Raw genomic sequence first — 26,888 nt, forward strand, 5'->3', positions numbered from 1 at the left:
TTTCGTCGCCCGCCAATTGGCGGCCTTGGCGGATAGAGCGATAATCGCCATCCATTCTTTGCGCTCCCGGCTGGCCTGTCGTGATTCCTCTCCTGTATACCTTCCGCCGTTGCCCGTATGCCATCCGTGCACGGCTGGCCATCGCTGTCAGTGGCGTACCGGTCCAGCAGCATGAGGTGGTGCTACGCGACAAACCCGCCGCCATGCTGGCGTGTTCACCCAAGGGCACGGTGCCGGTGCTGCAGCTACCTGATGGCACGGTGCTGGAGCAAAGCCTGGACATCATGTTGTGGGCGCTGAATCTGGCTGATCCAGAAGGTTGGCTGCAAGGGGAGGGCTGGTCTGTGGCGGCGCAAGAGCTGGTCGCGCAGAACGATGGCAGCTTCAAATTTTATCTGGACCGCTACAAATATCCGGAACGGTATCCAGAGCACAGCGCCGTGTATTACCGCGAGCAGGGCGAACTCTACTTACAGCAGCTGGAGCAACGGTTGCAACGGCAAGACTGGCTGGCTGGAGACAAACCCGGGCTGGTCGATATGGCCGCATTCCCGTTTGTGCGCCAGTTTGCCCATGTCGATAAAACCTGGTTCTATCAATCGCCGTATCCGCGTTTGATTGCGTGGCTGGATAACCAACTGGCCAGCGCGTTGTTTGCGCAGGTTATGCAAAAGTAAACGCGCGCCAGCCAGGCAGAAGATGGGCAACCTCGAACGTTAGCCAAAAAAAACCGGATTACCCAATACAGGCATCCGGTTGTCGAAGTGAGGCAAAGAGAGGGAAACAAGCGCCTGATCCAGGCGGTACTGCAACAACTGCGCGAACAGCTACTGAACCGCTACCACCCGCGCAAGAAGCCAAGCACGATACTGACCACAAAAATAACAATGAACAGGAAGAACAAAATCCGCGCGATATCGGCGGCGCCTGCCGCAATGCCGGTAAAACCCAGCAAGCCGGCAATCAGGGCGATGATGAAGAAGACTACGGCGTAGTGCAGCATGGCTTTACTCCTTTGCGGAAAATTAAAATAACTGCCAGGTATTCATCTGCAACCGGTACAACTATCGGGGCGCTCAGGCAGATTGGCGTTGCGCTTGTTGCGTTACGCCGCCAGAGATCGCGACCATCAGCATGTTGTGCTTGCTGGTGTAGGCACTGGACACGCTGGCAGGCGCGCGCTGACCCAGACCAAATTCGATTTCACTCAAGCCAAACAACAGTTCATCGCGGCAAGAAGCCACCATTTCGCAAATAGCGCTGCGCTGGATGGCTTTCCAGCCAGCCAGACAAACCATGCCTGGCATAAAACGCTGTGCTTCATTGATCTGTGCCAGTTGATCGCGATACCAGACTTCGCACAGTTCATCCTTGTATTTGCCCTGCAGGTAAGGCAAATAATCGGCAACCGGATTAAACAAGCGGCTGACGCCAAGTTCTTCTTGCAACTCGTCCGGAATAAACTCGGTCGGGAAGCGAATCGACTCAATCACCAGCTGATTTCCCTGCAACTTGACGAACGATTGCGCGGGGATCTCACGGTATTCCGGCAACGCTTGGTGCTGCGGATAACCATTGAGTTCGTGTTCAGCCCAGTCGCGCACCCGGTTGTTACCAGTATCCTGGGCCAACCGACGCGTGCGCAGCAGCAAGCTCACCAAGTCTTCACGGCGGTTGAGCAAGGCATCCCGGATCGCTTTGCATTCGTTCATCGTTATGTACCTTCTTGCGGGGTGAGCGGGTTAAAGGGCCGGGAATCTCGCGCTGTGTGCGTCTTGTTTCACCGTTGTCAGTGAGGTCATCTTAGCGCTGGCTACGCCACAGAAATGTCGGGCTGCTGACGCGACATGCTGTCGGCAGGGCGGGCAGCACTTGTAGGTTGTGTCCGACATCGGTAAATGTGATTGCAGCCGCGTCTATGTGGACAACATCTGTGCGAAGGAAGGCTGAAAAGAATGCAGCCGCCGGACCTTTGCGGGTCGGGCGGCTGCGTTCAATCACGCAAATGGCTGGAGACGCTTAGTGCCAGTACGGATCGGCGCGATAGTAGCTATGCAGATTGCTGGCCCATTGTTCATCGGCAAAAGCTGGCCAGTGGTCCTTATCAAAGCCTGGGGCGTTTTTCAGGCTTTCTTTGTCGATACCGATCAAGGCGAATTCTTTATTGGTTTCGTCCAGCTGTAAGGCTGACCATGGAATGGCAAACAGTTTGTCGCCCATGCCTAAAAAGCCGCCAAACGACAGCACGGCATAGGCCACTTTGCCGTTACTGACATCAAGCACAAACTGGTCAATCTTGCCCAGATTTTCGCCTTGTTCATTGACCACTTTGTAGCCTTCCACTTCATGCGAAGCGATAACCTGGGTGCTAAAGCCCGGGGTCACTGGCGGCAGGCCGGTGGAGCGTACGTCCGTATTGAGAGGTTGGTTGCCTGGCAAAGTCATGATGAATACTCCTGTGATAATGCGTGGGCTGCGGTGGGGCACCGCGGACATCGGAACGTAATGGACTCGTTCGATGCTTCTCATCATGGACTTCAGCGCAAAAACGGAATGTCGGTGCTTGTCTGGAAAACCGTACGCTTTGTGGAGGGCAGGCTATGAGCCCATGCCTACAGCTTCCTACATGACCATCGCCCGGAGCAATTGCGCCGGGCGATGGTGATGGATTTGGCACGAAGCCTGCCGAGAAACGCCTGGATGCGGTACGAGGCGCATCGAACAACACGTGAACGTGGCCACGGCTTAGATCAGCTTCACGCCCTCGGGTTGAATCATCTCTTGCTGGTCATTGAAGTTGACCGGGCTGGCAGGCGATCTGGCTGACATGGTTTTGCCCGGCGCACATGCCAGTGGCTGGCTCAATACATCGCCATCGGCGATGGCGTGTTCCAGCAGCAGATAGCCGCTATAACCTTGCAGCAGGGAGTTATCGTCCCGCGTTTTGTGAGCCTGGCAGGGTGTTCGGGCTTGCGCTGCCCGCATCACCGTGGCCGGGCCGGTTGCCGCTTCGGTGGCGGGAACGCTACGCGTGGTATCGGCCACTGTTTCCAGCAATGTCCACGCCTGCAATATGGCCAGCGACAAGGCCATTGCGGCCAGCAGGTTCAGCATCAATTGGCTGCGATCATGGCGCTGTTCGGTGTTGCTACGCTGAATGGTCATTGCCGCATCTCCTTGACCCGAGGCCAGCCCGGGCGCGCAGTATTAACAGACAACACAAGAACAAGAACAAAGCCGCAGCGACGCTAAATCACGCCAACGACCAGCAGCACAATCAGCACAATCAACAGTAAGCCAACCCCACCACTGGGACCATAACCCCAGTTACGACTATGCGGCCAGGTGGGTAGGGCGCCGACGACGATCAGCAACAGCACGATGAGTAGAATCAGGCCAAGTGACATGACGTTCTCCTTATTTAAGGTATGCAAGCCACCGGAAAAACGTTAATGAATTGCCCGGTGAACTTGCCCGTCATAAAGATACGTCAGTCGTCTGGCCAGTCATGTCGGCGGGCGGCGCAATGCCATCGCCAAACTCGCGCAGGTATTTGCAGGAATATGCCTACATAATGCGATGCGCTGGTTTGTAGGTGACGTCTGGCAAGACAACCCGCCGGTGCGCGGATAGCCCGGTCCTGCCTCAATGCGATAATGCAATCATGCGCTTTTCGTTCTTTCTGCAAATAGCCATGTCATAAGAACATCTAACGTGAGAGTCCCGTTTTATGGCGACACAACGTAAAAAAATAGTCCTCTCTAGCTTGGCAGCCATCATCGCCCTGTTCGCGCTGGCACTTTATCTGTTCCAGTGGAACATGCTGCGCGGCCCGATCGCACGCCAGGTTTCGCAAAAACTGGGCCGCGAGTTCGTTATCAAGGGCGATTTACATGTGCATCTTTCCATGCAGCCCACCATCACCGTAGAAGATTTGCAGCTGGCCAACGCCAGCTGGAGCACAACGCCAGTCATGGCCACTGTGCGAAAGCTGGAGTTCGATCTGCCACTGCGCCCGCTGTGGCATCGGCAAGTCGAATTGCCGCGCGTGGTGATTACCGAACCCAATGTTTTGCTGGAACAAAACGCCCAAGGGCAAGCCAACTGGAATTTCGACCAGCTCACCGCGTCATCACCCGCCAGTGGCAGTAGTTCGCCCAGCGTGAAACTGGGGCAGCTGGATGTAGTAAATGGGCAAATCCACTATCTGGATGCCGAAGGTTCGGACGTTACCGCCAAAGTCGCCACCGACCATGGCGTTCAGGGCAAAGCCGCCGCCGTGAATGTCGATGCCAAAGGCGCTTTTCGCAAGCTGGATTTCAACGTGACGGCGGTGGGCGGCGGTTTGCTGAACCTGCGCGACACCACACAGCCTTATCCTTTGCAGGTAACGGGTTCCGTCGACAAGACGCACTTCAGCGCCAAAGGGACGGTCACCAACCCATTGCAAATGAGCGGTCTGGCGATCAACTTCAATCTGTCTGGGCAAAGCCTGGCGCAGCTTTATCCGATCCTCAAATTGCCGTTGCCCGCTACGCCGCCTTATCGCCTGGCTGGCAATCTGCAACATGAGAACCAGGTATGGAAGCTGCAGGGTTTTGCCGGCAAGGTGGGCAGCAGCGATGTGGGTGGCGATTTTGCTGTTGATCTCGCCCGCAAGCCCAAGTTCATTACCGCCAACCTGACTTCCAGACGTGTCGATCTGCAGGATTTTTCCGGCTTTATCGGGGCGCGCCAGGAAAGTGGTCAGCCCGCGCCGCCCAAGGGTGATCGCATACTGCCCAGCAACCCGTTCAATCTGGACAAACTCAATATCGCTGATGCGGATGTGAAGTTTCGCGGCACGCAGATCGTGAACGCCAGTCTGCCGCTGGATAACATCCAGACTCATCTCTTGCTGAACAACGGCGTACTGACGCTAGACCCGCTTAATGTGGGCGTGGCCGGTGGTCATGTGGTGGCGCAATTGCAGATGGATAGCGGTGCCACGCCGCTTAAAACCAGTGTCGACATGACCGCAGCCCATTTGCAGCTGGAACAACTTGTTCCGTCCTTGGGCGAAAGTCGCCAGGCCAGCGCCGGTTTGGTCGGCGGCAAGGCGCGGCTGGCCATGCAGGGTAATTCAGTGGCGCAGATGCTGGGCTCGGCCAATGGCAACGTGGCGGTGATCATGGATGGCGGCAAGATCAGCAAGCTGCTGCTGCGCCTGACCAATCTGGATCTGGCCAATCTGCTGCCCATTCTGTTTACCGGCGACAAGCCGGTGCCGGTGCGTTGCATGGTGGCCGATTTGTCCGCGCAAAATGGTGATGCGACTATCAAAACGTTTGTGCTGGATACCGACAAGCAAGTGATTAACGGCTCGGGCAATATCAATTTTCGCGATGAAAAGCTGGATATGGCGTTGAAGGTTGATCCGAAAGACATCAGCCTGGCGGCCTTGCGTGGGCCGATAGATATTGGCGGGACTTTCAAAAAGCCGTCGGTGAAACCGTCACTGCCACAACCCGTGGGCCGCACGGCCGCGGCAGTGGCGCTGGCGTTTGTTTATCCACCGCTGGTCTTGCTACCGCTGATTGAGGTGGGGACCGCCAAAGATTCGCCGTGTGCCCAGTTGATGCAGCAGGCGGACACCAACGCCAAAAAGAATCCGGAGGCTCATCCGCATTCTTGATACAGCATCGATCATGTGCGTGCGGGATAACCGAAAGCTTCTTCACAGCACTCTAGCCATGCGCGGGCCGCTCGCGACAAATAATCCTGACGCCATACCAGTCCTAGTTCCCAAGCCAGCGCGGGATCGGCCAGCGGGCGGCAAACTACGCGGGCCGGATCGAGCTGGCGAGCGATGGGGTCGGGCAAAATGGCGATGCCGACATCGTTGGCAACCAGTTCACCAATGAAATCCCAATGACGGCTTTGCCCGGCAATTTGCGGGGTAAATCCGGCGGCTTCACAGGCGTGGATGATGACGTGATTCAGCACGAAGTCATCCTCGTACATGATGAAGGGCAGGGCGGCCAACTCGGCCAGTGCCACCGGTTTTGCTTTGACCGGCGCCCGCACCACTGGATAAACCACCATCAACGCCTGGCGGGTGACCGGCAAAGTGGCCAGACCGGGCACGGTGGCAGGCAGCACGGTGACGCCCAGATCCAGTTCGCCATTGACCACGCTTTCTTCCAGCGCCCGGCCACCTTGTTCGCGCAGCCGGAGTGCCACGCCGGGATATTGCTTGCGATAGCGCCCGATGACCGGCGCAAAGTAGCGCCCGGCCATGGGTGGAATACCCACCGCCAGTTCTCCGCGTGCCATGCCATCGACTTCGGCCACTTCCTGGCGCAAGCGCGCTACTTCAGCCAGTACCGATTGCGCCCTGGCGTAGGCCACTTTACCGGCGTCCGTCAGCAGCACTTTGCGACCCTCACGCAGTAGCAATGGACCGCCGAGTTCATCTTCCAGCTGCTTGATCATTTTGCTCACGGTGGGCTGGGTAACAAACAAGGTTTCAGCCGCGCGGGTAAAGCCTTGCTGGCGTACCACCTCAACAAAATAACGCAACGCACGGACATCCATCTTTGCCTCGCCATGCATTCCATAATGGAATGAATTGGATAATTATTATTCATTTTATGTCTGGATAGACGCTTCGTATACTGGCGTTATTCAATCTTTTACGCCGTGCCCGTCATCATGGAACTCGCTTCAAGCCCCGCGTTGCCAGCACCCGTCGCCTCGGCTACTTCTGCCTTGGGCGCGCGGCTTTACGCCTTTGGCTGTGTCGCGACGCAAGTGGTGGCGTTGTCGGCGTTGTGGCTGGTGGCGGCTTGGGTGCAGGCCCGGTTCGATCTGCCATTGCCAGCCAGTTTGCTGGGGCTGGGCGCGATGGCTGCATTACTGTTTGCGGGCGTAGTGCAGACAGGCTGGATTCGCCGTGGCGCCAACTGGTTGCTGGGCGAGATGTTGCTGTTCTTTGTACCGGCCGTGTTGGCCGTGGTGAATTATCCGGCACTGATTCTGAGCGACGGCTGGCGCATCTGTACCGTGATCGGCCTGAGCACCGTGGCGGTCATGGTGGTCACCGCGCTGGTGGTGGACCAGGTATATCGGCTGGAGCTCAAACTGGCCCGCCGCCGGTGTAATCACCATGCCTGATTCAATGCTGGCTGCAGGCTGTTTCATTCTCACCGTTGGTTTGTATTACGCCAACAAGCGGCTGTATGAAAAAAGCCTGCGGCTGATCCTGATGCCTTTGCTGGCAACCCCGGCGGTGCTGATCGCCATTGTGCTGCTGGCCGATATCCCGTACCACGACTACATCGCTGATACCCACTGGTTGATGTGGCTGCTCGGCCCGGCCACTATCGCTTTTGCTTTGCCCATTTACGACAACCGCAACATGGTGCGTAAACACTGGCTGTCGATTTCTGCGGGCGTGATCGCCGCAGTGGTGACTTCGGTAAGCACTTCCGTCTTGCTGGCGCGCTGGCTGGGCTTGTCGGTGATGCTGCAAAAAGGCCTGGCCGTGCGTTCAGTGACGACACCGTTTGCCATTGAAGCCGCGCGTTCAATTGGCGGCCCCGCGGACTTGGCAGCAGTGTTTGTGGTCATCACTGGCGTGCTGGGCATGGCGATTGGTGAAACCGTGCTGACCTGCCTGCCAATGGTGCGCAGCCGCCTTGCGCACGGCGCCATCTTTGGCGCCGCCGCCCATGGCGCCGGTACCGCCAAAGCCCGCCAGCTTGGCGAAGTGCAGGGCGTAGTCTCCAGCCTGGTGATGATGATTGCCGGTTTGATCAGCGTGCTGGGCGCTCCGGTGATCGGCAAATTGTTTTTCTAGGCCCGCGTCCATAACGCAGTCTGGAAGCACCTCTGGCGCGTGATTTGTTTTCACCTACCACGCTGGGCATGAAATAAGCAGTCGTCAAATTGTTGATGCAGAGACTCCCGGCAGCAGAACCTGGTGCCGGGAGCCCGGTTGCCGCTGATTACCACCACGCGTGAAAGTGATGCACCGGGCCAATTCCGTGGCCGACATCCAGCCGGTCCGCTGCGATCAACGCTGCTTGCAACCATTCGCGTGCTGCTGCCACGGTCTGCGGCCAGTCCTGATGTTGCGGACGCAAAGCGGCCAGCGCGGCAGACAGCGTGCAACCGGTACCGTGCGTGTTGCGGGTGGCGATGCGGATATTGGCAAAGCGCGTTTCGGACTGTGGCGTGATCAGCCAATCCGGGCTCTCGGCGCCACCCAGATGTCCCCCTTTCATCAGCACCGCTTTGGCACCGGCGGCGATCAGTGCATAACCTTGTGCGCGCATCTCATCTTCTGTGGTGGCGACCGGGGCGCCTAGCAACGCCGCGGCTTCTGGCAAGTTAGGCGTGATCAGCGAAGCCAGCGGCAACAACGCGTCGCGAATCGCCGACACAGCTTCGGCCACCAGCAACGGGTGCCCACCTTTGGCGATCATCACGGTGTCGAGCACGATGTGCGTCGGCTGATACTTTGCCAGGCTGGCCGCAACGGCATGGACGATCCCCGCATTGGCCAGCATGCCCAGTTTGACGGCATCGACCCGGATATCGCTGAACACGGCATCCAGTTGGGCTGTGACAAACTCGGGCGGCACTGGATGCACCGCATGCACGCCTTGGGTGTTCTGTGCGGTCAGCGCGGTCAACACGCTCATGCCGTATGCGCCCAGCGCCGAGAAGGTTTTCAGATCTGCCTGGATGCCAGCGCCACCGCCAGAATCCGAACCGGCGATGGTGAGAGCATGCGGGATCGTTGAGGGGCTCATGTTCGGCCTCCGGTAATTTCAATGAATAGATGGCCAGTCGCGCCAGCGATATCGGCTTGACCGCAAATGGCCGAAACCACGGCCACGCCATCGGCCCCGGCGCGGATCAGTGGCGCTGCCGTGCCATGCTTGATGCCGCCAATCGCCACCACTGGCAGTGGCTTGGCCCGCATAAGCTGGCCGAATTCGTCCAGCCCGATCACGGGCGAGGCATCCAGTTTGGTGCCGGTGGGGTACACCGGACCAACGCCCAGATAATCCACCAGTCCCAACGGTACATCGGCCATTTGCGCCGCATTGGAGGTCGACAGCCCAAGAATTTTATCTGGGCCGATCAACCGGCGCGTGGCGTCGGGCGGCAGATCGGCCTGGCCGATGTGCACGCCTGCGGCATCGACCGCGATTGCGACGTCGATATGGTCATTAATGATCAGCGGCACGCCAAGTGGGTCCAGCACGGCCTTGAGCGCAAATGCGGTTTCCAGCCACTGGCGTTTTTTCCAGTTGGGCGCGCGCAGTTGCACGATGGTGGCACCGTTCTCGGCGGCGATACGGGCGGTGTCCACCATGCCCTGCGGACCGCCGCACAGGTCAGGGTCGAGCACCAGATAAAGCGATAAATCAAACGGCTTCACGCGGTCATCTCCCGCAGTTCGTTGGGGCTCAATAAATATAGCGTGTCGAGGAATGCCGCTTTGAACGAGCCTGGTCCATTACTAATGGCTTGTGCCCGCTGACCGCTAATCCCGGCCAGGGCGCAGGCTGCCGCTACGGCGTTCAAACGGTTGGGGGCTTGCGCGGTGAACGCGGCGACCAGCGCAGAAAGTGCGCAGCCGGTGCCGACCACTTGCGTCATTAGCGGATGGCCCCAGGGCGTAGCCCAGGTGCTGTTGCCATCGGTGATGTAATCAATTTCGCCAGTCACAGCCACGACGGCGCCGCTATCGCGGGCCAATTGCTGGGCGGCGGCCAACGCGGTGTTGGAGCCCGCCGTGCTGTCTACGCCACGCCCGCCGCTGCCCATACCGGCTAGCGCGAGGATTTCCGAGGCATTACCGCGAATGGCTGCGGGCTTTTGCCGGATAAATTCACGGCAGGCATTGCTGCGATATTCGAGGGCGCCAACCGCCACCGGATCAAGCGTCCATGGCACGTTGGCTGCATTGGCTGCGGTGATGGCCTGCCGCATGGCCGCCAGTTGTGTGTCGCGCAAGGTGCCGACATTGATCAGCACTGCGCCCGCAATGCTGGCAAAAATACTGACTTCTTCCTGCGCCACAATCATGGCTGGCGCGGCACCCGCAGCCAGCAAAACATTGGCGGTGATTTCCTGTACCACTTCATTGGTCAGCACATGCACCAGCGGATGCACGCTGCGAAAGCGTTCCAACTCGTCGGCAATGATGGAAAACGGCAGGGTGGGGATTGCGGATGATGACATTTATGTGGCTCCTTGGCGGCCCGGATTGATCCATCCATGTAATACGGACGGTCAGTGCAGGCGAGCAGCACAGGGCCACTTGGGACTTCCCTCCGCCAGCATTATCCGGATCAGGTAACGGGTATCTCTCAGCCTTTGCAACTGCAAAAGCACCCCGAGTCAGGGGAGGATTGTCCGCTGTTGGGGTGTTGTGGGCAAGGAGGGTTTTGGTGGGATTTGAAGGGAGGCGACAATCCATTGTGGACTGGCTGATTTGGCTTCCGTTTCAAGTGTTGCTGGTGCCTGCGGGACGGGTGTAAAAGGCGTTTGATACCTGGTGGTGACCGGGAGTACCTTACTTTTCTTTGCTTCGCCAAAGAAAAGTAACCAAAAGAAAGGCGACCCGGGACGCGAGCGTCCGACGGGGCCCGAAGTCAAAAGCCGAAACGAACAGTTTGTTTGCCAGTGTTCTTTGCGCGGCTCCGCCGTTCCCTCGGTCGGCCGGAGCCTAAGGTCTCCGACTCTCGGTCGGCGTGATCGGCTGCTTTGTTTGCTTGGTAAAAGTCAAAAACATGAAGTTGCAGGGTGGATTGGGTTTAGCCAATCCACCATTTGTGGGCCTAAACCCATGTAGCCCGGATGAAGCGTCAGCGGGAATCCGGGATTGCAATGAGTCATCGAACCGCCGGTGATTAAATTTGCCCCATGTTGCTCCCGGATTGCTACGCGAATCCAGGCTACAAACGATCCCAAGGCTCAAATCCCCGATACCCGTGCCCGCCGGTTCTGCCCAGATGCCGTCACCCGCAGTTTGGGTGCCGGGTCCCAGCGCCAGGCTTGTTGCAATTGCTCACTCACAAACGCCACAAACTGTCGCACGCGCGGGGCCAAGTGTCGGCTGTGCAGGTATACCGCGTGCAATGGTGCGGAGGCGATGGCGTGTTCGGGGAGGACACGGATCAATTGGCCGCTGTCCAGATCGGCGCCGACATCCCAGATCGATTTGAGGACGATCCCGGCGCCGCATAAGGCCAGTTCGTGCGCGGCTTCGCCGTGGTTGGTGACGATGTTGCCGTGCACTTTGATGCTCTCATCGTGAAACTGCCATTCGGTGACCAATTGCTCGCCAAACAGAATGCAGTCGTGTTGCACCAGTTCGGCCGCGGATTGCGGTAAGCCACGGCGGGCAATGTAATCGGGCGAAGCGCACAGTACGCGATAGTTGGGCGCCAACTCGCGGGCGAACAGGCTGGAGTCGGGCAGGCTGCCAAAGCGGATGGCTACATCCACGCCGCCTTCAACCAGATCGATCACCGCGTCGGTCAAGTCCAGCTGAACGCGTAGTTGCGGGTGGCGTGCCTGGAAGGCGGTGACCAGCGGCACCAGATGACGGCGGCCAAAGGCGTTGGGCGCGTTGATGCGCAGCACGCCACTGACGCTGTCACGATGCAGCAAGAGTTGCGTTTCGGCTTCGCTGACTTCGGCCAGAATGCGCACGCAACTGGCGTAAAACAATTGGCCTTCTTCCGTCAGCGACTGTTGGCGCGTGGTGCGATTCAGCAAGCGCACGCCAAGTTGTTTCTCCAGCAATGCCAGCCGTTTGCTGACCACAGCCAGTGACACATCCAGTTCTCTGGCTGCGGCCGATTGACTGCCCGTAGCAACGACTTTGGCGAAGATGCTCAGGTCCTGCAGGTTATCCAGTGTCATGGCGTGAAGTGCCCGGAATATTCTCAACGAAATGTAGAGGGATTGTCGCTTTTTTGCTGGATTATCTCCAGACGTTGAGTGGATAAACTGCCCTTCATTCAACTGAATATCCACACAGCAGCACAACCAGGGAGCAATGCAATGACTTCATTTATTGATCAGCGGGTTTTGGTTGTCGGCGGTAGTTCCGGCATTGGTCTGGCCACGGCACAAGCCTTTGTCCGCGCCGGAGCAAAGGTGACGATTGCTTCGCGCTCATTACCCAAGCTGCAAGTGGCGGCGGAACAGGTGGTGGGGCAGGTTGAAATCGCCGCATTGGATATGACCAGCGATGCGGACGTTGAAAGCTTCTTTGCCAAAGCCGGCGAGTGGGATCACATCGTGATCTCTGCAGCGCAAACGGCAACTGGCGCAGTGCGCACGCTGGCGCTGGAAGATGCCTACAGCGCCATGAACAGCAAGTTCTGGGGCGCTTATCGCATTGCGCGGGCTGCGCGGTTTACGCCAAATGCTTCACTCACGTTTGTCTCGGGCTTTTTGTCGGTGCGCCCCAGCAGCCGTTCCGTGTTGCAAGGGGCAATCAACGCTGCGCTGGAGGCGTTGGCCCGCGGGCTGGCGCTGGAGTTGTCGCCAGTGCGCGTCAACACCGTTTCGCCAGGGCTGATTGTCACGCCGCTATGGGACAAGTTTGCCGAGGCGGATCGGCTGCAGATGTTCGACAAAGTGGCGGCATCGTTGCCCGCCAAACGTGTGGGTCAGCCAGAAGATATCGCCAATGCCGTGCTGTATCTGGCCGGTACGCCGTTCTCTACCGGTTCGACTGTACTGGTCGACGGTGGTGGAGCGATTGGGTGAGTCAGACCACGACCGCCGCGCAAGCGCCGCTCGCTGACGGTGCTTTGCGCTGGATTCCGTTTCTGGTGGCCGCTGCGTTCTTTATGGAGAACCTGGACGCGACGGTCATCACCACGGCGTTGCCGCAAATGGCGGCCAGCTTTGGTGTGGCCCCGGCGCGGCTGTCGATAGGTATGAGTGCTTACATGCTGGCGCTGGCGGTGTTTATTCCCGTCAGCGGCTGGCTGGCGGACCGCTTTGGCCCGCGCCGGGTGTTTTGCTCGGCTATTGTGGTGTTCACGCTGGCGTCGTTGCTATGTGGGCTGTGCACCAGCCTGTGGCAATTTACTGCTGCGCGCATTTTGCAAGGCTTGGGCGGTGCCATGATGGTGCCGGTAGGGCGGCTGGTGGTATTGCGTAACACCCAGCGCAAAGACCTGGTACGGGCGATTGCCACGATCACCTGGCCGGGTCTGGTGGCGCCGGTGATTGGTCCACCAGTGGGTGGCTTGATCACCACCTGGCTGAGCTGGCACTGGATCTTTTTGCTGAATGTGCCGCTGGGCGTGATTGCCTGGCTGGCGGCATTGCGGTTGATTCGTGGCGACGGCGCGCAATCGCGACCGTTTGATGTGTTTGGCTTTGTCAGCAGCGGTATCGGTTGCAGCGCCGTGATGATGGGGCTGGAGGCCGCCAGCCATCAACCGGTGGCGCCATTGTGGGTCGGCGGTTTGTTGCTCGCTGGCCTGGCTGCGCTGGCCGTCACCGTCTGGCATATGCGCCGGGTGGGAAACCCCTTGGTCGATCTGAGCGCGCTGCGTATTCCGACTTTTGCCGTGACCATTGTGGGTGGTTCGTTGTTTCGCATTGCTATTGGCAGCGCACCGTTTCTGCTGCCACTCATGTTCCAGCTCGCGTTTGGCCTGAGTGCGGTCCAATCGGGCATGTTGATGCTGGCGCTGTTCGCCGGAAATCTGTGCATGAAACCGGCCACCAGCTGGATCATGCGGCGTTTTGGTTTTCGCAATGTACTGGTGGGCAATGGTCTGTTGGTGGCGGTGGGTTTCGCCGCCTGCGCTGGCCTGATGCCCAACACCCCGCTGGCTATTATCGCTGCCGTACTGTTCTTTGGCGGTTTGTGCCGCTCGATGCAATTTACTGCGCTCAATACCATTGGTTTTGCTGATGTACCACAAGCCCGCATGACCGGCGCAACCACCTTGTTTAGCGTGTTCCAGCAAATGAATGCGGGCATGGGGATTGCTTTTGGAGCATTGGCGCTACGCATCGCTGAAGTCGTGCACGGGCAAGTGGCAGGTACGCCTGGCGTGAGCGAGTTTCATCTGGCTTTTGGTCTGGTGGCGCTGATTGCATTACTGGCCGTGGGCGACAGTTTGTTGCTGGCCAGAAACGCCGGGGCCGAGGTCAGTGGGCCCACACCCGCTGAAGCCACAATCGCAAATCAATCCAGGCGAACGTCGCGCTGAAGCCCACACGTTGTCACAATGCTGATCGCATATATTCGGTACGCTGAAATAGTTTTGTTTGAAACAAGTTCAATCTTGCAACAGGAAAAGCCGCGATGGTCCTCCCACTCTTAGCCCTTGCCGCCGCCGCATTTGGCATTGGCACAACTGAATTCGTGATCATGGGCTTGCTGCCGGAAGTGGCCCGCGACTTCTCCGTTTCCACGCCCGCCGCCGGTATGTTGATTTCCGGCTACGCGATTGGCGTAACGATTGGCGCGCCGATTCTGGCCATCGTTACCGCCAAATGGCCACGCAAGCAGGCGCTGATTGGTTTGATGGGTTTGTTCATCCTCGGCAACGCCCTGTGCGCGCTGGCACCCAGCTACGCCATGTTGATGGTGGCGCGGGTGGTGACTGCGTTCTGCCATGCCGCATTCTTTGGCATTGGCTCGGTAGTGGCGGCAGATCTGGTGCCGCGTAACAAACGCGCCCAAGCGGTGGCCATGATGTTTACCGGCCTGACCGTGGCCAACATCATTGGCGTGCCGTTTGGTACGGCACTGGGCCATGTGGCGGGCTGGCGCGCGCCGTTCTGGGCGGTGGTAGCGATTGGTTTGATCGCCGCAACGGCATTGGCAGTGTGGTTGCCCAAAGTTGCCACGCCGCAAGGTGGCGGTATCCTGGGTGAGTTTCGCAAAATTGCAGAAACCCAGACCCAACTTGCATTGCTGATTAGCACCTTGGCGTCGGTCAGCATGTTCAGCGTGGTGACGTACATCGCGTACATCCTGCGCGACGTCACCGGTTTTACCGCCGCTGAGGAAAGCTGGGTGTTGCTGCTGTTTGGTGCCGGTATTACCGCGGGCGGTTTGGTGGGCGGCAAGCTGGCCGATTGGCGCTTGATGCGGGGTCTGGCCATTATTTTCTGCATGATCGCCGTGGTGCTGGCGGTGTTCTCGTTCACCAGTCATTACAAGGTGCCAACCCTGGTGACCGTGTTCTTCTGGGGCATGTTTGCCTTTGCGGTTGTGCCTGCGGCCCAAGTGCGAGTTATCGACAAAGCGCAGGGTGCGCCGAACCTGGCTCCGACATTGAACCAGGGCGCTTTCAATCTGGGCAATGCGTCCGGTGCGTGGCTGGGCGGGGCGATGCTGGGTGCGGGTTATCCGCTGACCAATTTGCCGTGGCTGGGCGCGGCGGTGGCGCTGATCGGGTTTGCGGTGGTGATACTGTCTGGCGCGCTGGATCGCAAGCGGCAACAACCGGCTTATCAACCCTGAGCGCCAGAATCGGCGCTGGTTGCGGCGCATTGTCTTGCTGGTTGTACGGGAATCTACCGACTCAATCTTTTGCCAGATAGATATGATGGGAACATCTGCAGCATTATTGGTGTAGATGTCCCGTCACAAAGCAGCAATGCGTATTGGTTTGCACATAGTTATGGAAACGCTCGACCCCGACTGCATTACCTCCCCGAATACCCGTCCAGCGCTGGACAGCGTTGCGCTGCTGAGCCAGGCGCTGACCACGCGTGGTTACAGCTATGTGCCCGCTGCCCGTACTCAAGCCTTGCTGGCAGGCCAGGGCTTTAGCGATGCAGCCACGCTGGCCGCAGATTGGCCGCAGTTTCAGGCCAGTTGGGAACGCTTGTGCCTGGATAACTATATGGCCGACGGCGGGCGCTATCGCAAACGCCGGCACGCGACGTTAACGGCTATGTCTGGGCAACGCAGTTTTGTGGTGGAACCGCATCAGCCGCATTTTCAAAGCCGCGAATACAACGCGCTCAATGGTGGCATCGCCCGTCACTATCAACCGGTTGAGCATGCGGTTGTGCATGGCGCCACCTTGCGCAGTGTGGTCGCACTGGGGTGTGAGATATTCGGGCTACGTTCTCCCAACGCCAACTGGCACATCGAAGTACACCAGTTCCGCATTGAGGCGGGCAGCGAGCAACTTGGCTTGCCGACGCCGGAAGGCGTGCATCGCGATGGGGTGGATTTTGTGCTGATGCTGATGGTGCAACGGCGCAATGTCGAACAGGGCGTCAGCACCATTTACGACTTGCAGGGTAATCCGCTGCGCACCTTTACTTTGGCGGATACGCTGGATATGGCCTTGGTGGACGACGAACGTGTGCTGCATGGCGTATCACCCATCGTGCCGCAGCAAGCCGGGCAATTTGCTTGCCGCGATGTGCTGGTGGTCACTTTCCGGCGCAAGGTTTGAGCCGGTTTGTGATCTGAGTTGATGCCCGTTGTTACATCGGCGGGCTGGTTGATCCCAACACCGCCGCACAGCCAATCACCCCAACGAAAACCACCGCTTCCAGCAGCAAGAGCGCCATGAACTGGCGCTGGGCGCGTTGCTGATTCAAATCCAGCGCGGGCATGATGCTCCAGCGATTGGTGGCGCCAAGCAACACGGCAATGGCGACCAGCGCGAGCTTGGTTTTCAGGATCACGCTCCAGGGCTGTTGCCACGGTTCCACCGCAGATGCGCCCAACTGCAGCACTCGCCAGGCATTGGCGGCGCCGGTCAGCACCACAACCATCACCGCCCACAACGCCACTTGCGACAGATGGCGCGCGCTCGGGCTATCGAACCATTTGCCGTCTTGCCGCAGCTTGCGATGCTGAGCCAGAAAGACCAGCACGCTGCCAGCCCACGCGCCCGCGGCCAGCAAATGTACGGTATGCACCAGCGGGGCCAGGCTGAACATGCCCGCATCGGCCACATGACCGGTGCAGGCGCGAAAATAGACAAACAGTACGATGATGACTGCGGTTGACGCTCTGCCGTTGCGGTAACGGTTGTCCAGCAGCAAGGCTGCGATGCAGGTCGCTCCGGCCAGCCACATCAGGCCGTAATGCGTATGCAGCACTAGCGGGAGCGCCGCAAACGCGGCCCAAAGTGGCACACCCGCCATGCTGGCACTATTAACCAGCAGACTGGCACAAAATACCAGACCGAGCAGGCTGGGCAGCTGCCAGCCAGGCTTGCCGCGCGTGTTCAACCATTGCCCGATCAGCAGGGCAATCAGTATGTCCAGCAGCGCGGCCACGCTGGCTGACGCCGGGCCAGCCCACTCGAATCCACTCATGTCGTCTGAGGCTTTGTCGCGTTATTTAACGGTAAAAGTGTATTTGCCATTGGTGCGATGGCCATCCTCCGCCACCGCTACCCATTCCACGGTGTACACACCGGCAGACAGTGCTGGCAATGGCAGGTGAATGACTTTGTGATCGGCCGCATCCAGCGTGGCTTTATCGGCCAGCACTTTACCGCTGCCATCAAGCACTTTGAGCGAGCTGAGCGATTGCTCTAGCTCTTCGGTATAAGCGATGCGCACTTCCTGCGGTGCCGCTACGGTGGCATTGGGCGCAGGGCTTTGTTCGTGTGGATGGGCATGGGCGCTGGCCAGTTGGGCGGTGAACAGCAGGGCTGATGCGGCAAATGCAAACAGGGTACGGATGGATTTCATGATTAATTCTCTTGAATAGGGCTACAAGCACGCCTTGCAAATGCAGGGTAAAGACATACGCCAGCATACGGGCACGCGTGCTCGGCAAGACCAGCGGGCTGTTGGTTATGGCCACGCTAGTCCATCTTGAATGGGGGAAATACGAAAAAACCGGCCAGAAATACCGGCTAAAGCAGGCTTGGTGGGCCGCGTGCGGGTGGAGTAAACAAGCTGTCGCGTGACGAGAATATCCGCCACACCGGCTGCAAAACAAGCGCCAACCCCAGCGGAGCCACCCAGACCATCGGTGGAACTGCTGCCAATGCGGGGACGTGGCAGGCCAGGGAGCACATCAAACAGCTATCCATATCGCCGTTGAGATCCGCACTGGATGCCGGGTGATGCATCTGTAGCATCGCCGGGTCATTGCAACCTGGCATCGCGTCAGCCATCAGTACCGCCGGGCGCAGCACCTGCATGACCGGCGGCACGAACGCCAGCGCCAGCAATGCAATGATTGCGGCGTAAAGGGCGAATAGATGCAAACGAGGCTGGCGATACATGGGGGCAGATTGTGCCGCCGATGGCCCATGTATGTCGAGATTGTTATTGCGAATTATTCTCACTTGTAGTTTTGCCAGCCCACTTCAGCCGTGCGGGTCGCCGCTTGGCTCATGCGGTGGACGAGTGGCTGCCAGATCTACTTGCCAGGAAAAGAGGAGAGGGAGGGGGAGGTTGCCGTCGCTTTTGGCAACGGCAACCCGAAGGGCAAATACGGTGTGATCGGTGCGGGTAGCGCCGACCAGAACACATTGCCCAAAGGCAATTGCAATTTGATTCGGATAACTGCTGGTAGCAATTGCGCAACGCAATTTGCCTGATCAGTATGCTGTGTTTATTCGGTTGTCAGACATGTCTGTGCTGGGTTGAAAATGCAGTGATAGATTCTGGATAAATAATGATGCACCAAAGCTGATTTATAGACAATCACATGAAAACTGCATTGCATAACTGGGGCTAGTCTCAACTGATTAATTTGGCTAAATTATTTTTCTGCTGCTTGATGAAAAATACCAATGTATATAATTAATGTAATGTTGTTGATATGGATTTTTGGTCTGGTGTATGAATTAATAAACAGTTGTCTTGCTAACTATGTCGCTCAAAATAAGGCCAGCTTGCTGGTATCATCCGTGGATACCTTGCCATGAGGAAACCTGCTAAAGCTGACAGGCGGCAATTGCGGCGTCGATGCATCAGAATGGTGGTCACGGTTCTGCGTGTTCTGCATAACGATGGCAAGAGATCTTGTGTGAGGATGACGGAACGAAGGAAGGGGTTGGTTTTTTGAATGGCTGACAGCCAGGCTATTTGATGTTCGCAAATATATTTTCTGCGCAACAATCCACTGCAATTCAATTGCATTGAATTTGTGCTTCCCAAAAACAGTATAGTTAGCCTCTGCTGGCTATAGCAACCCGCGTAACGCCGCTTGCACCACAGCAGAAGTTTTATTGGCGGCATTCAATTTGGTTAACGTGCTGTTCACATGAAAATTAACAGTTCGCTCGGCGATATTCAGTATTTCGCCAATTTCGGCAGAGGTTTTGCCCTCGGCGGTCCAGCGCAAGATTTCGGTTTCGCGCGGGGTGAGTTTTACCTCGTGCCCATAAGACGAGTGTTCGAGAAAGAAGCGGGACATGCCAACATGCGCCACCTGGGCCAGGTACATTAGTAACGGTTCGTGTTCATTGAGTTCGGCATCGCTGATTTCGTCGCTGGAGCGAGCCAGCGTCATCATGCCCACGACGCCGCTAACATCGCGGCAAGCCTGGGCCCAGCCGTTGCGCAACCCGTGTGAGCGTGCGTCTTCCCACAGTTCGCGGGAGCCCGAAAACAAGGCTTCGCTCCACACAAAGGGAATAGTCGAGCGCAAACCAATCGCTACGGTCGGGTCTTGCGTTATGTAGTGTTTGCTTTGATAACAATGCTGCCATGCGACAGGATAGTTATTCACCATTTCCGTGCGGGGGGCGCTTAAAGGGAAGGGCATGCGAGCGCCATAGGCGCAATATTCAAAGCCCAGTTCCTGCGCCATATGGGTAATCTTGCTGAAATACTGCCCTTGGTCGTGGATGGTAAGCAGTGAATGCAGGTTTTCTTCTACGAAAGGTGACATCTCGTTATCCCCCAGCCTGTTTGTGGTTTTGTTATCAACACCCGGCTTGTCAGCAAACCTTTGTTATGCGTGTTAGCTGATAACTCTGACAATGGCAATGTGTGATCAATGTTCATTACACTTTCAAGTCTGTTTTCGTGTTCAGGTCACAACGCCATGTCGGCTCGGATTTTTGGTGATAGCAGTTGCGCGGTAATGAATAGGCCGGGTCTTTGCGCCGATGGATATGTCCGGCTGGATTTTGCGACGCTGCTGGGTATTCCTTTGCACCATCTTGTTTCCGGGCTGGATGATGACCCGGCTGGTTCTTTGCGATGTGGTTCTCGTCTTGCGACAATCAGTGGCTATACCGAGTGGATCAGCAAGTCCCACCCGATTCTGACTATTGGCTGGGACTGGTTTATCGCCAGCTGTGGTTATCAGTTAACCGGCAAGCCGCGCAGTAATATCATGCTGATTGATTCCAATGCCAATGACCTTGGCCCTGTCAGAACTGAAGACCTGTTGATTGAGCGGCTTGCCCATATGCAATGGCAAGAGGCAACCAGCCGGTTTATCACCTCCCGATATATTTAGATACCTGTCTTCGTTGACAGTTTTCCTTGGCCGTGACCGGGCAAATTATTCCCCCTGTTTTGAAACATATTCCATTGGGGGTTGATATGCATATGTTGTCCGGACAGTCGGCGCATCTTCCGGTGGGTGTTGCCAAAGCACTCTCGGTTTACCGCCACAAGGTTTTTGTGGAAATGCTTGGCTGGCAACTGGATACGCCGCCCGGCATCGAGCAGGATCAATTTGATCGGGAAGACACGGTTTATATTGTGTCGCGCGATGCCGAAGAACGCATTACCGGATGCGCCCGCCTGTTGCCGACTACACAGCCGTATTTGTTGGGCGAGGTTTTCCCGCAACTGCTCAATGGTTTGCCAGCGCCAAATTCGCCGGAGGTGTGGGAGTTGTCACGCTTTGCCGCGGTGGATTTTCAAGGGCCAACCGGCACGGCGGGCGGGCAATTCATTTCGCCGCTGGCGCTGGAACTGCTGCGTGAAGCCATCCACTGTGCCGCGCAACTAGGCGCTAAAACCATCATCACGGTTTCGCCGGTTGGCATAGAGCGTATCCTGCGCAACGCCGGGTTTCATGCTCATCGGGCTGGCCCACCGATGATTATTGATGGTTATCCTTTGTTCGCCTGTGTGATCGATGTGGAAAATCCGCTGGGCTGACGGCCAAAGGATCATTGCGAAAGCACCGGCAACGCGCCTTGCCGGGCAGCCAACGTCGGGCAATGCCTACAAACATTGGCTCTTTCTTCTTGCGCTGATCTGCCACAGGGGATGACTGGCCGCTTGCACTTGTCCAGCTAAAGTGGGCATCAGGCAAGCGTAACTGATCTTCGGCAATGCCAGCCGCAGTAAAACTGCTGCCGAAACGGTATCTGCCGATCAGTGCTTGCCTTCTTTCTCATTCAAAAAGAAGGTGCCGACATGCGTCAATCCGCCATTCGATCTCTGATTGCTGCTGCGTTGCTGGCAGCACCCGCGCTGAGCTTTGCCGCACTGAGCCACGATCAATATCAATCACGCAAAGACACCATCGGTCAACGTTATGACGCCGCAACAGCACAATGCAAGACCCTGGCCGGCAACGGCAAGGATGTCTGCGAGGCCCAGGCCAAAGCTGAGCAACGTTCATCGCTGGCAGATCTGGATGCCCAGGACAAAGACACCGAAGCGGCTCGCGCCGATGCTGCGCGTGAACGGACCAAGGCTAACTACGATGTAGCGGTAGAGAAGTGTGGCCGTCTTGCCGGTAACGACAAGGATGTCTGCAAACAAACCGCCAAGGCTGACCGCGACAAAATGTTGGCCGATATTGATGCCAATAAAGATCGCTACAAGGCTACGGCCAAAGCCGATGACGCCAAGCGCGAGGCAGATTACAAAGTGGCCCGCGAGAAGTGCGATGCATTTAGTGGCGACCGTAAAGACGCTTGTGTAACTCAGGCCAAGACAGAATTTGCCATGTAAATCAGCGCGTTAGATCGACGTGGTGAGCTGGGTATCGTTAGCCGCAGTCATCACGCAAACATTAAAAAAACCTCCTGTGCGCACAGCCTGTGCCAGGAGGTTTTTTTATCGCGTTTTCAGCCTTGGCGTACGTGCCAGTTATCACCCCAAAAGCAACTTGCCCGGAAACGCATTCAACTTTTATTCATAGACAATCTATATGCTATGGACGGTTATAAAGCGATAAACGGGCCATGTTGTTATTGCCGTAATGACATGGGCATAGATCGTGGGCAACATGGACCCGGACGCCCCGCTGTGGTCATTGCCCTTTGTCGGCGGAGCAATAAAGTTCCTTGTGTCGCTGCTATGTAAAGCCATCGTAAAGATGGTCAACGCCATGCTTCTGATCGCGTTTAGCCGGTATAAGCAGCATTCTGATACAGATATGATAGTGCCGCGAACCCGCGGATCGACTAGCCCCGCACTGCGTTGGTGAATACGTCTCCCAGTGCGCCCGATTGAATAATCCAATCCAGATACGAAACAGCGTACCGTCCCTTGCGTGCGGTACTCGCAGAAGGTGAATAGAAAGCTCATGACCAGGCAACGAAAAACCCAGTCTGCCATTGCTATCGCTCTGGTACTCATTGCTGCGGGCGGCGTGACCTTCTGGTCCGCCTCACGCAAAGCCGATGCCGAAACGCCCCCCAGCAAACCACCAGCCCCAGCGCCCACCCTCGTGACTACGGTAAAAGCCAGTGACGAAAGCGTGCCGATTTATCTGACTGGCGTGGGGACCGTGCAAGCCAACGCAACGGTAACCGTGAAAGTGCGCGTGGACGGCGAATTGCAGAAAGTGGGTTTTGCCGAAGGTCAGGATGTCAAAGCAGGTCAGGTTTTGGCCGAAATCGATCCTCGCTCTTTCCAGGCGCAACTGGGCCAGGTGGTTGCTGCCCGAGCCAAAGATCAGGCGCAACTGGATAACGCCAAACGTGACCTGGTCCGTTATACCGATCTGATCAAGCAAGATGCGACGACTCAGCAGACGCTGGATACCCAGCGTGCGTTGGTGGCACAACTGGAAGCCGCGCTCAAGAATGATGACGCGCAGATTGAATACGCCAAAGTGCAATTGGGCTACACCACCATCATCTCGCCACTGAGCGGCCGAACCGGGGCGCGTCTGGTTGATCCGGGCAATATCGTGCATGCCACAGATACGACCGGTCTGGTGGTGATTAACCAGATTGATCCGATTGCGACGACCTTTACCCTGCCGGAAGACGCGCTGCAGCAAGTCAACAAAGCCATTCAGGGCGGCAAGTCGCTCAAGGTCGTGGCTTATGCGCGGGACGGTGGTGACAAACTGGCGACCGGCACGCTGTCTTTGGTGAATAACCAGATCGACACCACCACCGGCACGGTATCGCTCAAGGGCACCTTTCCCAACCCGGCACATGCCTTATGGCCAGGCCAGTATGTGAATGTGAGCCTGGTACTGGGTGAACGCAGTCACGCGATTACTCTGCCGTCAGCGGCCGTGCAGCGTGGTAATGCCGGCACTTATGTGTATGTGGTGAACGCCAGCAACGAAGCGCAACTGCAGAAGGTGAAAGTGGCGCAAATCCAGGACGGCAAAGCGATCATCGACCAAGGGGTACAAGCGGGTCAACGCGTGGTACTGGATGGTCAGTACAAACTCAAGCCCGGCGCGACCATCGCCGAGGCCGATAAACCCGCCGCCAGCCACTGAGCAGGGAAGGTAACGTGAGCATCTCTGCCGCATTTATCAAACGCCCGATCGGAACTTCGCTGCTGGCCGCAGCGATTTTGCTGGTCGGGATTGCCGTTTGGCCATTACTGCCGGTGGCGCCGCTGCCGCAGGTGGATTTTCCAACCATTCAGGTGTCGTCCAGCTTGCCCGGGGCCAGCCCGGAGATCATGGCGTCCAACGTGGCGCAACCGCTGGAAAGGCAATTCTCGCTGATTGCCGGCCTGTCGCAGATGACCTCATCCAGCGCGATGGGCACCACCCAGATTACCTTGCAGTTTGATCTGAACCGCAATATCGACGCGGCGGCGGTGGACGTGCAGGCGGCCATTAACGCCGCTACCGGACAATTGCCAAACAATCTGCCCAATCCGCCAACTTACCGGAAAGTGAACCCGGCAGATTCGCCCATTATCGTGATGGCGGTGCAGTCCGACACCTTGCCGTTGACTGAGGTGAACGACTACGCCGATAACATTCTGGCGCAGCAAATCTCGCAGATTCCGGGTGTGGGTCTGGTCAATATCGGTGGTCAGCAAAAGCCAGCGGTGCGCATTCAGGTTGATCCGGCCAGATTGTCGGCCATGGGCATGAGCCTGGAAGACGTCCGCACTGTCATCGCGACCACAACGGTCAACCAGCCCAAGGGCACGGTGGATGGCGATAAGCAAAGCTTTACGGTTTACACCAATGACCAGTTGCTGAAAGCGTCGCCATGGAACGAAATGGTGCTGGCCTACAAGAATGGCGCGCCAGTGCGGGTGCGCGATATTGGCGTGGCCGTTGATGCACCGGAGAACACCAAACTGGCCGGATGGGCGTATGCCGGTAAAGCGGTTGACCCTGCAGCGACGATTCTGTCCGGGCAACATTCCATTGTTTTGGCCATTACCAAGCAGCCGGGCGCCAACGTGATCGAGACGGTAGAGCGGATTAAAGCCGCGCTGCCACGTTTGCAGGCGGCGATTCCGCCGACCGTGCATATCAACATTCTGGTCGATCGCACGCAAACCATCCGTGCTTCGGTGCGCGATGTGGAGTTCACGCTGGTGCTTACCATCTTGCTGGTGGTCGGCATCATCTTTGTGTTCTTGCGTAACGTGCCAGCCACGTTGATCCCCAGCGTGACCGTGCCGTTAGCGCTGATGGGCACCGCCGGTGTGATGTATCTGGTGGGCTTCAGTCTGGACAATCTGTCGTTGATGGCGCTGACCATTGCCGTCGGGTTTGTGGTCGATGACGCCATCGTGATGCTGGAAAACATCTACCGCCACGTTGAAGACGGCATGTCGCCCATGGAGGCCGCATATCAGGGAGCGGGCGAAATCGGCTTTACCATTATTTCGATTTCGGTATCGCTGGTTGCGGTGTTCATCCCGCTGTTGCTGATGGGCGGGATCGTCGGGCGTTTGTTCCGCGAGTTCTCCATTACCGTGACGCTGACCATTGCAGTATCGGTGGTTATCTCGCTGACGCTGACGCCCATGCTGTGCTCGCGCTTTTTGAAAGATCATCACGGCGACAAGCACGGCAAGCTCTATCAATTGTTCGAGCGCGGTTTTGATGCGATGCTCGCCGGTTACAAGCGCGGGCTGGATCTGGTGATGAAACACCAGTTCATTACCCTGTGCGTGTTCCTGGGCACCGTTGCGCTGAGCGTCATCCTGTTTATGGTGATCCCCAAAGGGTTCTTCCCGCAGCAAGATACCGGCTTTGTGTTTGGCTTTGCCGAAACGGCGCAGGATTCATCCTTCAAGGCCATGAACCAGCGCATGCAGTCATTGGCCGAAGTGATCCGCAACGATCCGGACGTGGCCAGTTTTGCCATGGTTGGCGGGCAGAACACCTTCAATACCGGCAACTTCTATATCAACCTCAAGCCCAAAGACCAGGGCCGCACGCTTTCGGCGGATGAGGTCATTACCCGGTTGCGGCCAAAACTGGCCAAGGTGGAAGGGGTGAACCTGTTCTTGCAGGCTGGGCAGGACATCAACGTTGGCGGGCGCTTGTCGCGTACGCAGTATCAATACACGCTGACTGACTCCAGCCTGGATGAACTGAACGAGTGGGCGCCCAAACTGGTGGATCGGCTGCGTAAAGTGCCGCAACTGACGGACATTGCTTCGGATCAGCAGAATTCTGCAGCCACCGCGGTGCTGACCATCGACCGCACGCGCGCATCCAGCTTCGGTATTTCGCCTGCGACCATCGACGCCACTTTGTATGATGCGATCGGTCAGCGCCAGGTGGCTCAGTACTACACCCAGGTCAATACTTACCACGTGGTCCTGGAAGTGACGCCAGCGTTGCAGCAAGACCCGGCGTTGTTCAGCAAGCTGTATATCACTTCGCCGTTGACTGGCCAGCAAGTGCCGCTGTCGACCTTTGTGCATATCGACACCAACAAGACGGCGTATCTGTCGATCAGCCACCAAAGCCAGTTCCCGGCGGTGACGATCTCGTTCAACCTGGCGCCAGGCGTGTCGTTGGGCCAAGCGGTGGATGCCATCAACAAGGCGCAGGCAGAAATGGGCGTCCCGGCCACTTTGACCGGCGCTTTCCAGGGCACGGCCAAGGCGTTTGGTGATTCACTGTCATCGCAGCCTTATCTGATCGCAGCAGCGCTGATCGCGGTGTATATCGTGCTGGGCTTGTTATACGAGAGCTATATTCATCCGCTGACCATTTTGTCGACCTTGCCGTCGGCGGGCGTGGGCGCGCTGCTGATCCTGATGGCGGCGGGATATGACCTGACGGTGATCGCGCTGATCGGCATTATCTTGCTGATTGGCATCGTGAAGAAAAACGGCATCATGATGATCGACTTTGCGCTGACCGCCGAACGCGAGCGCGGCATGAGCGCCGAGGAGTCGATCTACCAGGCGTGTATCTTGCGCTTCCGCCCGATCATGATGACAACCATGTGCGCTTTGCTGGCCGGTTTGCCGCTGATGCTGGGCCACGGTGCGGGTTCTGAATTGCGCCGCCCACTCGGCTACGCGATGGTCGGCGGGCTGGTGCTGTCGCAGGCGCTGACGCTGTTTACCACGCCGGTGGTGTATTTGTATCTGGATCGTTTGAGCCACTGGATACAAAGCCGTCGCAAGCACAAGAAAGCAGCCAAAGTGACTGCGGCCTTGTTGCAAGGCGCGGGGGAGTAAGTTGCTCGCGCCAGTGGTATGAGCAGTGGGTAAAAAACAGAGAAGCCCTGCGGCAAATGCTGCAGGGC

27 protein-coding genes and 1 riboswitch are annotated in these 26,888 nt (G+C 57.5%); of the genes, 13 read left to right on the forward strand and 14 right to left on the reverse strand.

Annotated features, from left to right (window positions below; genetic code table 11):
* The first annotated feature begins 80 nt into the window (after positions 1–80).
* The gene (locus P4L78_RS12735; protein WP_309328425.1) at positions 81–677 is read left to right on the forward strand and encodes a glutathione S-transferase; all 597 of its coding nucleotides are present in this window, start codon (positions 81–83) and stop codon (positions 675–677) included.
* A gap of 161 nt (positions 678–838) precedes the next feature.
* Here P4L78_RS12735 and P4L78_RS12740 read toward each other — a convergent pair whose 3' ends face one another.
* The 5 genes from P4L78_RS12740 to P4L78_RS12760 all read right to left on the reverse strand — a co-directional run bounded on the left by P4L78_RS12740 (position 839) and on the right by P4L78_RS12760 (position 3,407).
* Positions 839–1,003 (reverse strand): DUF1328 domain-containing protein, encoded by a 165-nt coding sequence (locus P4L78_RS12740; protein ID WP_283149997.1) that lies wholly within the window; start codon positions 1,001–1,003, stop codon positions 839–841.
* Positions 1,004–1,076: 73 nt separating this feature from the next.
* Positions 1,077–1,712: a hypothetical protein gene (locus P4L78_RS12745; RefSeq protein WP_309328426.1), complete on the reverse strand. Its 636-nt coding sequence runs from the start codon at positions 1,710–1,712 to the stop codon at positions 1,077–1,079.
* Positions 1,713–2,019: 307 nt separating this feature from the next.
* Positions 2,020–2,445 carry a PRC-barrel domain-containing protein gene (locus P4L78_RS12750; protein ID WP_283149995.1) on the reverse strand — a complete coding sequence of 142 codons (426 nt, stop codon included), beginning with the start codon at positions 2,443–2,445 and terminating at the stop codon, positions 2,020–2,022.
* A gap of 300 nt (positions 2,446–2,745) precedes the next feature.
* On the reverse strand, positions 2,746–3,165 hold the full coding sequence (locus P4L78_RS12755; protein WP_309328427.1) for a hypothetical protein: 420 nt from the start codon (positions 3,163–3,165) through the stop codon (positions 2,746–2,748).
* 83 nt (positions 3,166–3,248) lie between these two features.
* The gene (locus P4L78_RS12760) at positions 3,249–3,407 is read right to left on the reverse strand and encodes a DUF3309 family protein (RefSeq protein ID WP_283149993.1); all 159 of its coding nucleotides are present in this window, start codon (positions 3,405–3,407) and stop codon (positions 3,249–3,251) included.
* Positions 3,408–3,730: 323 nt separating this feature from the next.
* On the opposite strand from P4L78_RS12760, the gene P4L78_RS12765 reads away from it, so the two are divergent.
* On the forward strand, positions 3,731–5,674 hold the full coding sequence (locus P4L78_RS12765; RefSeq protein ID WP_309328428.1) for an AsmA family protein: 1,944 nt from the start codon (positions 3,731–3,733) through the stop codon (positions 5,672–5,674).
* 11 nt (positions 5,675–5,685) lie between these two features.
* Here the strand turns inward: P4L78_RS12765 and P4L78_RS12770 are convergent, their stop codons facing one another.
* A complete protein-coding gene (locus tag P4L78_RS12770) occupies positions 5,686–6,576 on the reverse strand; it encodes a LysR family transcriptional regulator (protein ID WP_283149991.1) in 891 nt (296 codons plus the stop codon).
* Between the two features lie 117 nt (positions 6,577–6,693).
* Between P4L78_RS12770 and P4L78_RS12775 the strand changes: the two genes are divergently transcribed.
* The gene (locus P4L78_RS12775) at positions 6,694–7,155 is read left to right on the forward strand and encodes a CidA/LrgA family protein (protein ID WP_309328429.1); all 462 of its coding nucleotides are present in this window, start codon (positions 6,694–6,696) and stop codon (positions 7,153–7,155) included.
* Positions 7,148–7,840, forward strand: a complete 693-nt coding sequence (locus P4L78_RS12780; RefSeq protein ID WP_309328430.1) for an LrgB family protein — start codon at positions 7,148–7,150, stop codon at positions 7,838–7,840. Before P4L78_RS12775 ends, P4L78_RS12780 begins: the two co-directional genes overlap by 8 nt.
* 148 nt (positions 7,841–7,988) lie before the next feature.
* Here the strand turns inward: P4L78_RS12780 and thiD are convergent, their stop codons facing one another.
* The 4 genes from thiD to P4L78_RS12800 all read right to left on the reverse strand — a co-directional run bounded on the left by thiD (position 7,989) and on the right by P4L78_RS12800 (position 11,928).
* Positions 7,989–8,798, reverse strand: a complete 810-nt coding sequence (thiD, locus tag P4L78_RS12785; RefSeq protein WP_283149988.1) for a bifunctional hydroxymethylpyrimidine kinase/phosphomethylpyrimidine kinase — start codon at positions 8,796–8,798, stop codon at positions 7,989–7,991.
* The gene (thiE, locus tag P4L78_RS12790; RefSeq protein ID WP_309328431.1) at positions 8,795–9,433 is read right to left on the reverse strand and encodes a thiamine phosphate synthase; all 639 of its coding nucleotides are present in this window, start codon (positions 9,431–9,433) and stop codon (positions 8,795–8,797) included. Before thiE ends, thiD begins: the two co-directional genes overlap by 4 nt.
* The gene (gene thiM, locus P4L78_RS12795) at positions 9,430–10,239 is read right to left on the reverse strand and encodes a hydroxyethylthiazole kinase (RefSeq protein WP_309328432.1); all 810 of its coding nucleotides are present in this window, start codon (positions 10,237–10,239) and stop codon (positions 9,430–9,432) included. The genes thiE and thiM overlap by 4 nt, the downstream gene beginning before the upstream one ends.
* Before the next feature lie 70 nt (positions 10,240–10,309).
* Positions 10,310–10,406, reverse strand: a riboswitch (TPP riboswitch).
* Positions 10,407–10,974: 568 nt separating this feature from the next.
* A complete protein-coding gene (locus P4L78_RS12800; protein WP_309328433.1) occupies positions 10,975–11,928 on the reverse strand; it encodes a LysR substrate-binding domain-containing protein in 954 nt (317 codons plus the stop codon).
* Positions 11,929–12,069: 141 nt separating this feature from the next.
* Between P4L78_RS12800 and P4L78_RS12805 the strand changes: the two genes are divergently transcribed.
* From P4L78_RS12805 to P4L78_RS12820, 4 genes are all read left to right on the forward strand, one after another.
* A complete protein-coding gene (locus P4L78_RS12805; protein ID WP_309328434.1) occupies positions 12,070–12,783 on the forward strand; it encodes an SDR family oxidoreductase in 714 nt (237 codons plus the stop codon).
* Positions 12,780–14,249 (forward strand): MFS transporter, encoded by a 1,470-nt coding sequence (locus tag P4L78_RS12810; protein ID WP_309328435.1) that lies wholly within the window; start codon positions 12,780–12,782, stop codon positions 14,247–14,249. The genes P4L78_RS12805 and P4L78_RS12810 overlap by 4 nt, the downstream gene beginning before the upstream one ends.
* Before the next feature lie 95 nt (positions 14,250–14,344).
* A complete protein-coding gene (locus tag P4L78_RS12815; RefSeq protein WP_309328436.1) occupies positions 14,345–15,511 on the forward strand; it encodes an MFS transporter in 1,167 nt (388 codons plus the stop codon).
* A gap of 160 nt (positions 15,512–15,671) precedes the next feature.
* On the forward strand, positions 15,672–16,460 hold the full coding sequence (locus tag P4L78_RS12820) for a 2OG-Fe dioxygenase family protein (RefSeq protein WP_309328437.1): 789 nt from the start codon (positions 15,672–15,674) through the stop codon (positions 16,458–16,460).
* A gap of 31 nt (positions 16,461–16,491) precedes the next feature.
* Here P4L78_RS12820 and P4L78_RS12825 read toward each other — a convergent pair whose 3' ends face one another.
* The 4 genes from P4L78_RS12825 to P4L78_RS12840 form a co-directional block, all read right to left on the reverse strand.
* Positions 16,492–17,334, reverse strand: a complete 843-nt coding sequence (locus P4L78_RS12825; protein WP_309328438.1) for a CopD family protein — start codon at positions 17,332–17,334, stop codon at positions 16,492–16,494.
* A gap of 21 nt (positions 17,335–17,355) precedes the next feature.
* Positions 17,356–17,715 carry a copper homeostasis periplasmic binding protein CopC gene (copC, locus tag P4L78_RS12830; protein WP_283149979.1) on the reverse strand — a complete coding sequence of 120 codons (360 nt, stop codon included), beginning with the start codon at positions 17,713–17,715 and terminating at the stop codon, positions 17,356–17,358.
* A gap of 167 nt (positions 17,716–17,882) precedes the next feature.
* Positions 17,883–18,257, reverse strand: coding sequence for a DUF2946 family protein (locus P4L78_RS12835; protein WP_309328439.1), 375 nt, complete (start codon positions 18,255–18,257; stop codon positions 17,883–17,885).
* Positions 18,258–19,162: 905 nt separating this feature from the next.
* Positions 19,163–19,873: an autoinducer binding domain-containing protein gene (locus tag P4L78_RS12840; protein WP_283149977.1), complete on the reverse strand. Its 711-nt coding sequence runs from the start codon at positions 19,871–19,873 to the stop codon at positions 19,163–19,165.
* Between the two features lie 156 nt (positions 19,874–20,029).
* Between P4L78_RS12840 and P4L78_RS12845 the strand changes: the two genes are divergently transcribed.
* From P4L78_RS12845 to P4L78_RS12865, 5 genes are all read left to right on the forward strand, one after another.
* Positions 20,030–20,449 carry a DUF4902 domain-containing protein gene (locus P4L78_RS12845; protein ID WP_309328440.1) on the forward strand — a complete coding sequence of 140 codons (420 nt, stop codon included), beginning with the start codon at positions 20,030–20,032 and terminating at the stop codon, positions 20,447–20,449.
* 86 nt (positions 20,450–20,535) lie between these two features.
* Positions 20,536–21,102 (forward strand): acyl-homoserine-lactone synthase, encoded by a 567-nt coding sequence (locus tag P4L78_RS12850; RefSeq protein WP_309328441.1) that lies wholly within the window; start codon positions 20,536–20,538, stop codon positions 21,100–21,102.
* Positions 21,103–21,363: 261 nt separating this feature from the next.
* Positions 21,364–21,906 (forward strand): hypothetical protein, encoded by a 543-nt coding sequence (locus P4L78_RS12855; protein ID WP_283149974.1) that lies wholly within the window; start codon positions 21,364–21,366, stop codon positions 21,904–21,906.
* A 577-nt stretch (positions 21,907–22,483) separates the two neighbouring features.
* On the forward strand, positions 22,484–23,641 hold the full coding sequence (locus P4L78_RS12860; RefSeq protein WP_309328442.1) for an efflux RND transporter periplasmic adaptor subunit: 1,158 nt from the start codon (positions 22,484–22,486) through the stop codon (positions 23,639–23,641).
* 14 nt (positions 23,642–23,655) lie between these two features.
* Positions 23,656–26,820 (forward strand): efflux RND transporter permease subunit, encoded by a 3,165-nt coding sequence (locus P4L78_RS12865; protein ID WP_309328443.1) that lies wholly within the window; start codon positions 23,656–23,658, stop codon positions 26,818–26,820.
* The last annotated feature ends 68 nt before the right edge of the window (positions 26,821–26,888 follow it).

Source organism: Silvimonas sp., assembly GCF_031291215.1.
Taxonomy (GTDB): Bacteria; Pseudomonadota; Gammaproteobacteria; order Burkholderiales; family Chitinibacteraceae; genus Silvimonas; species Silvimonas soli.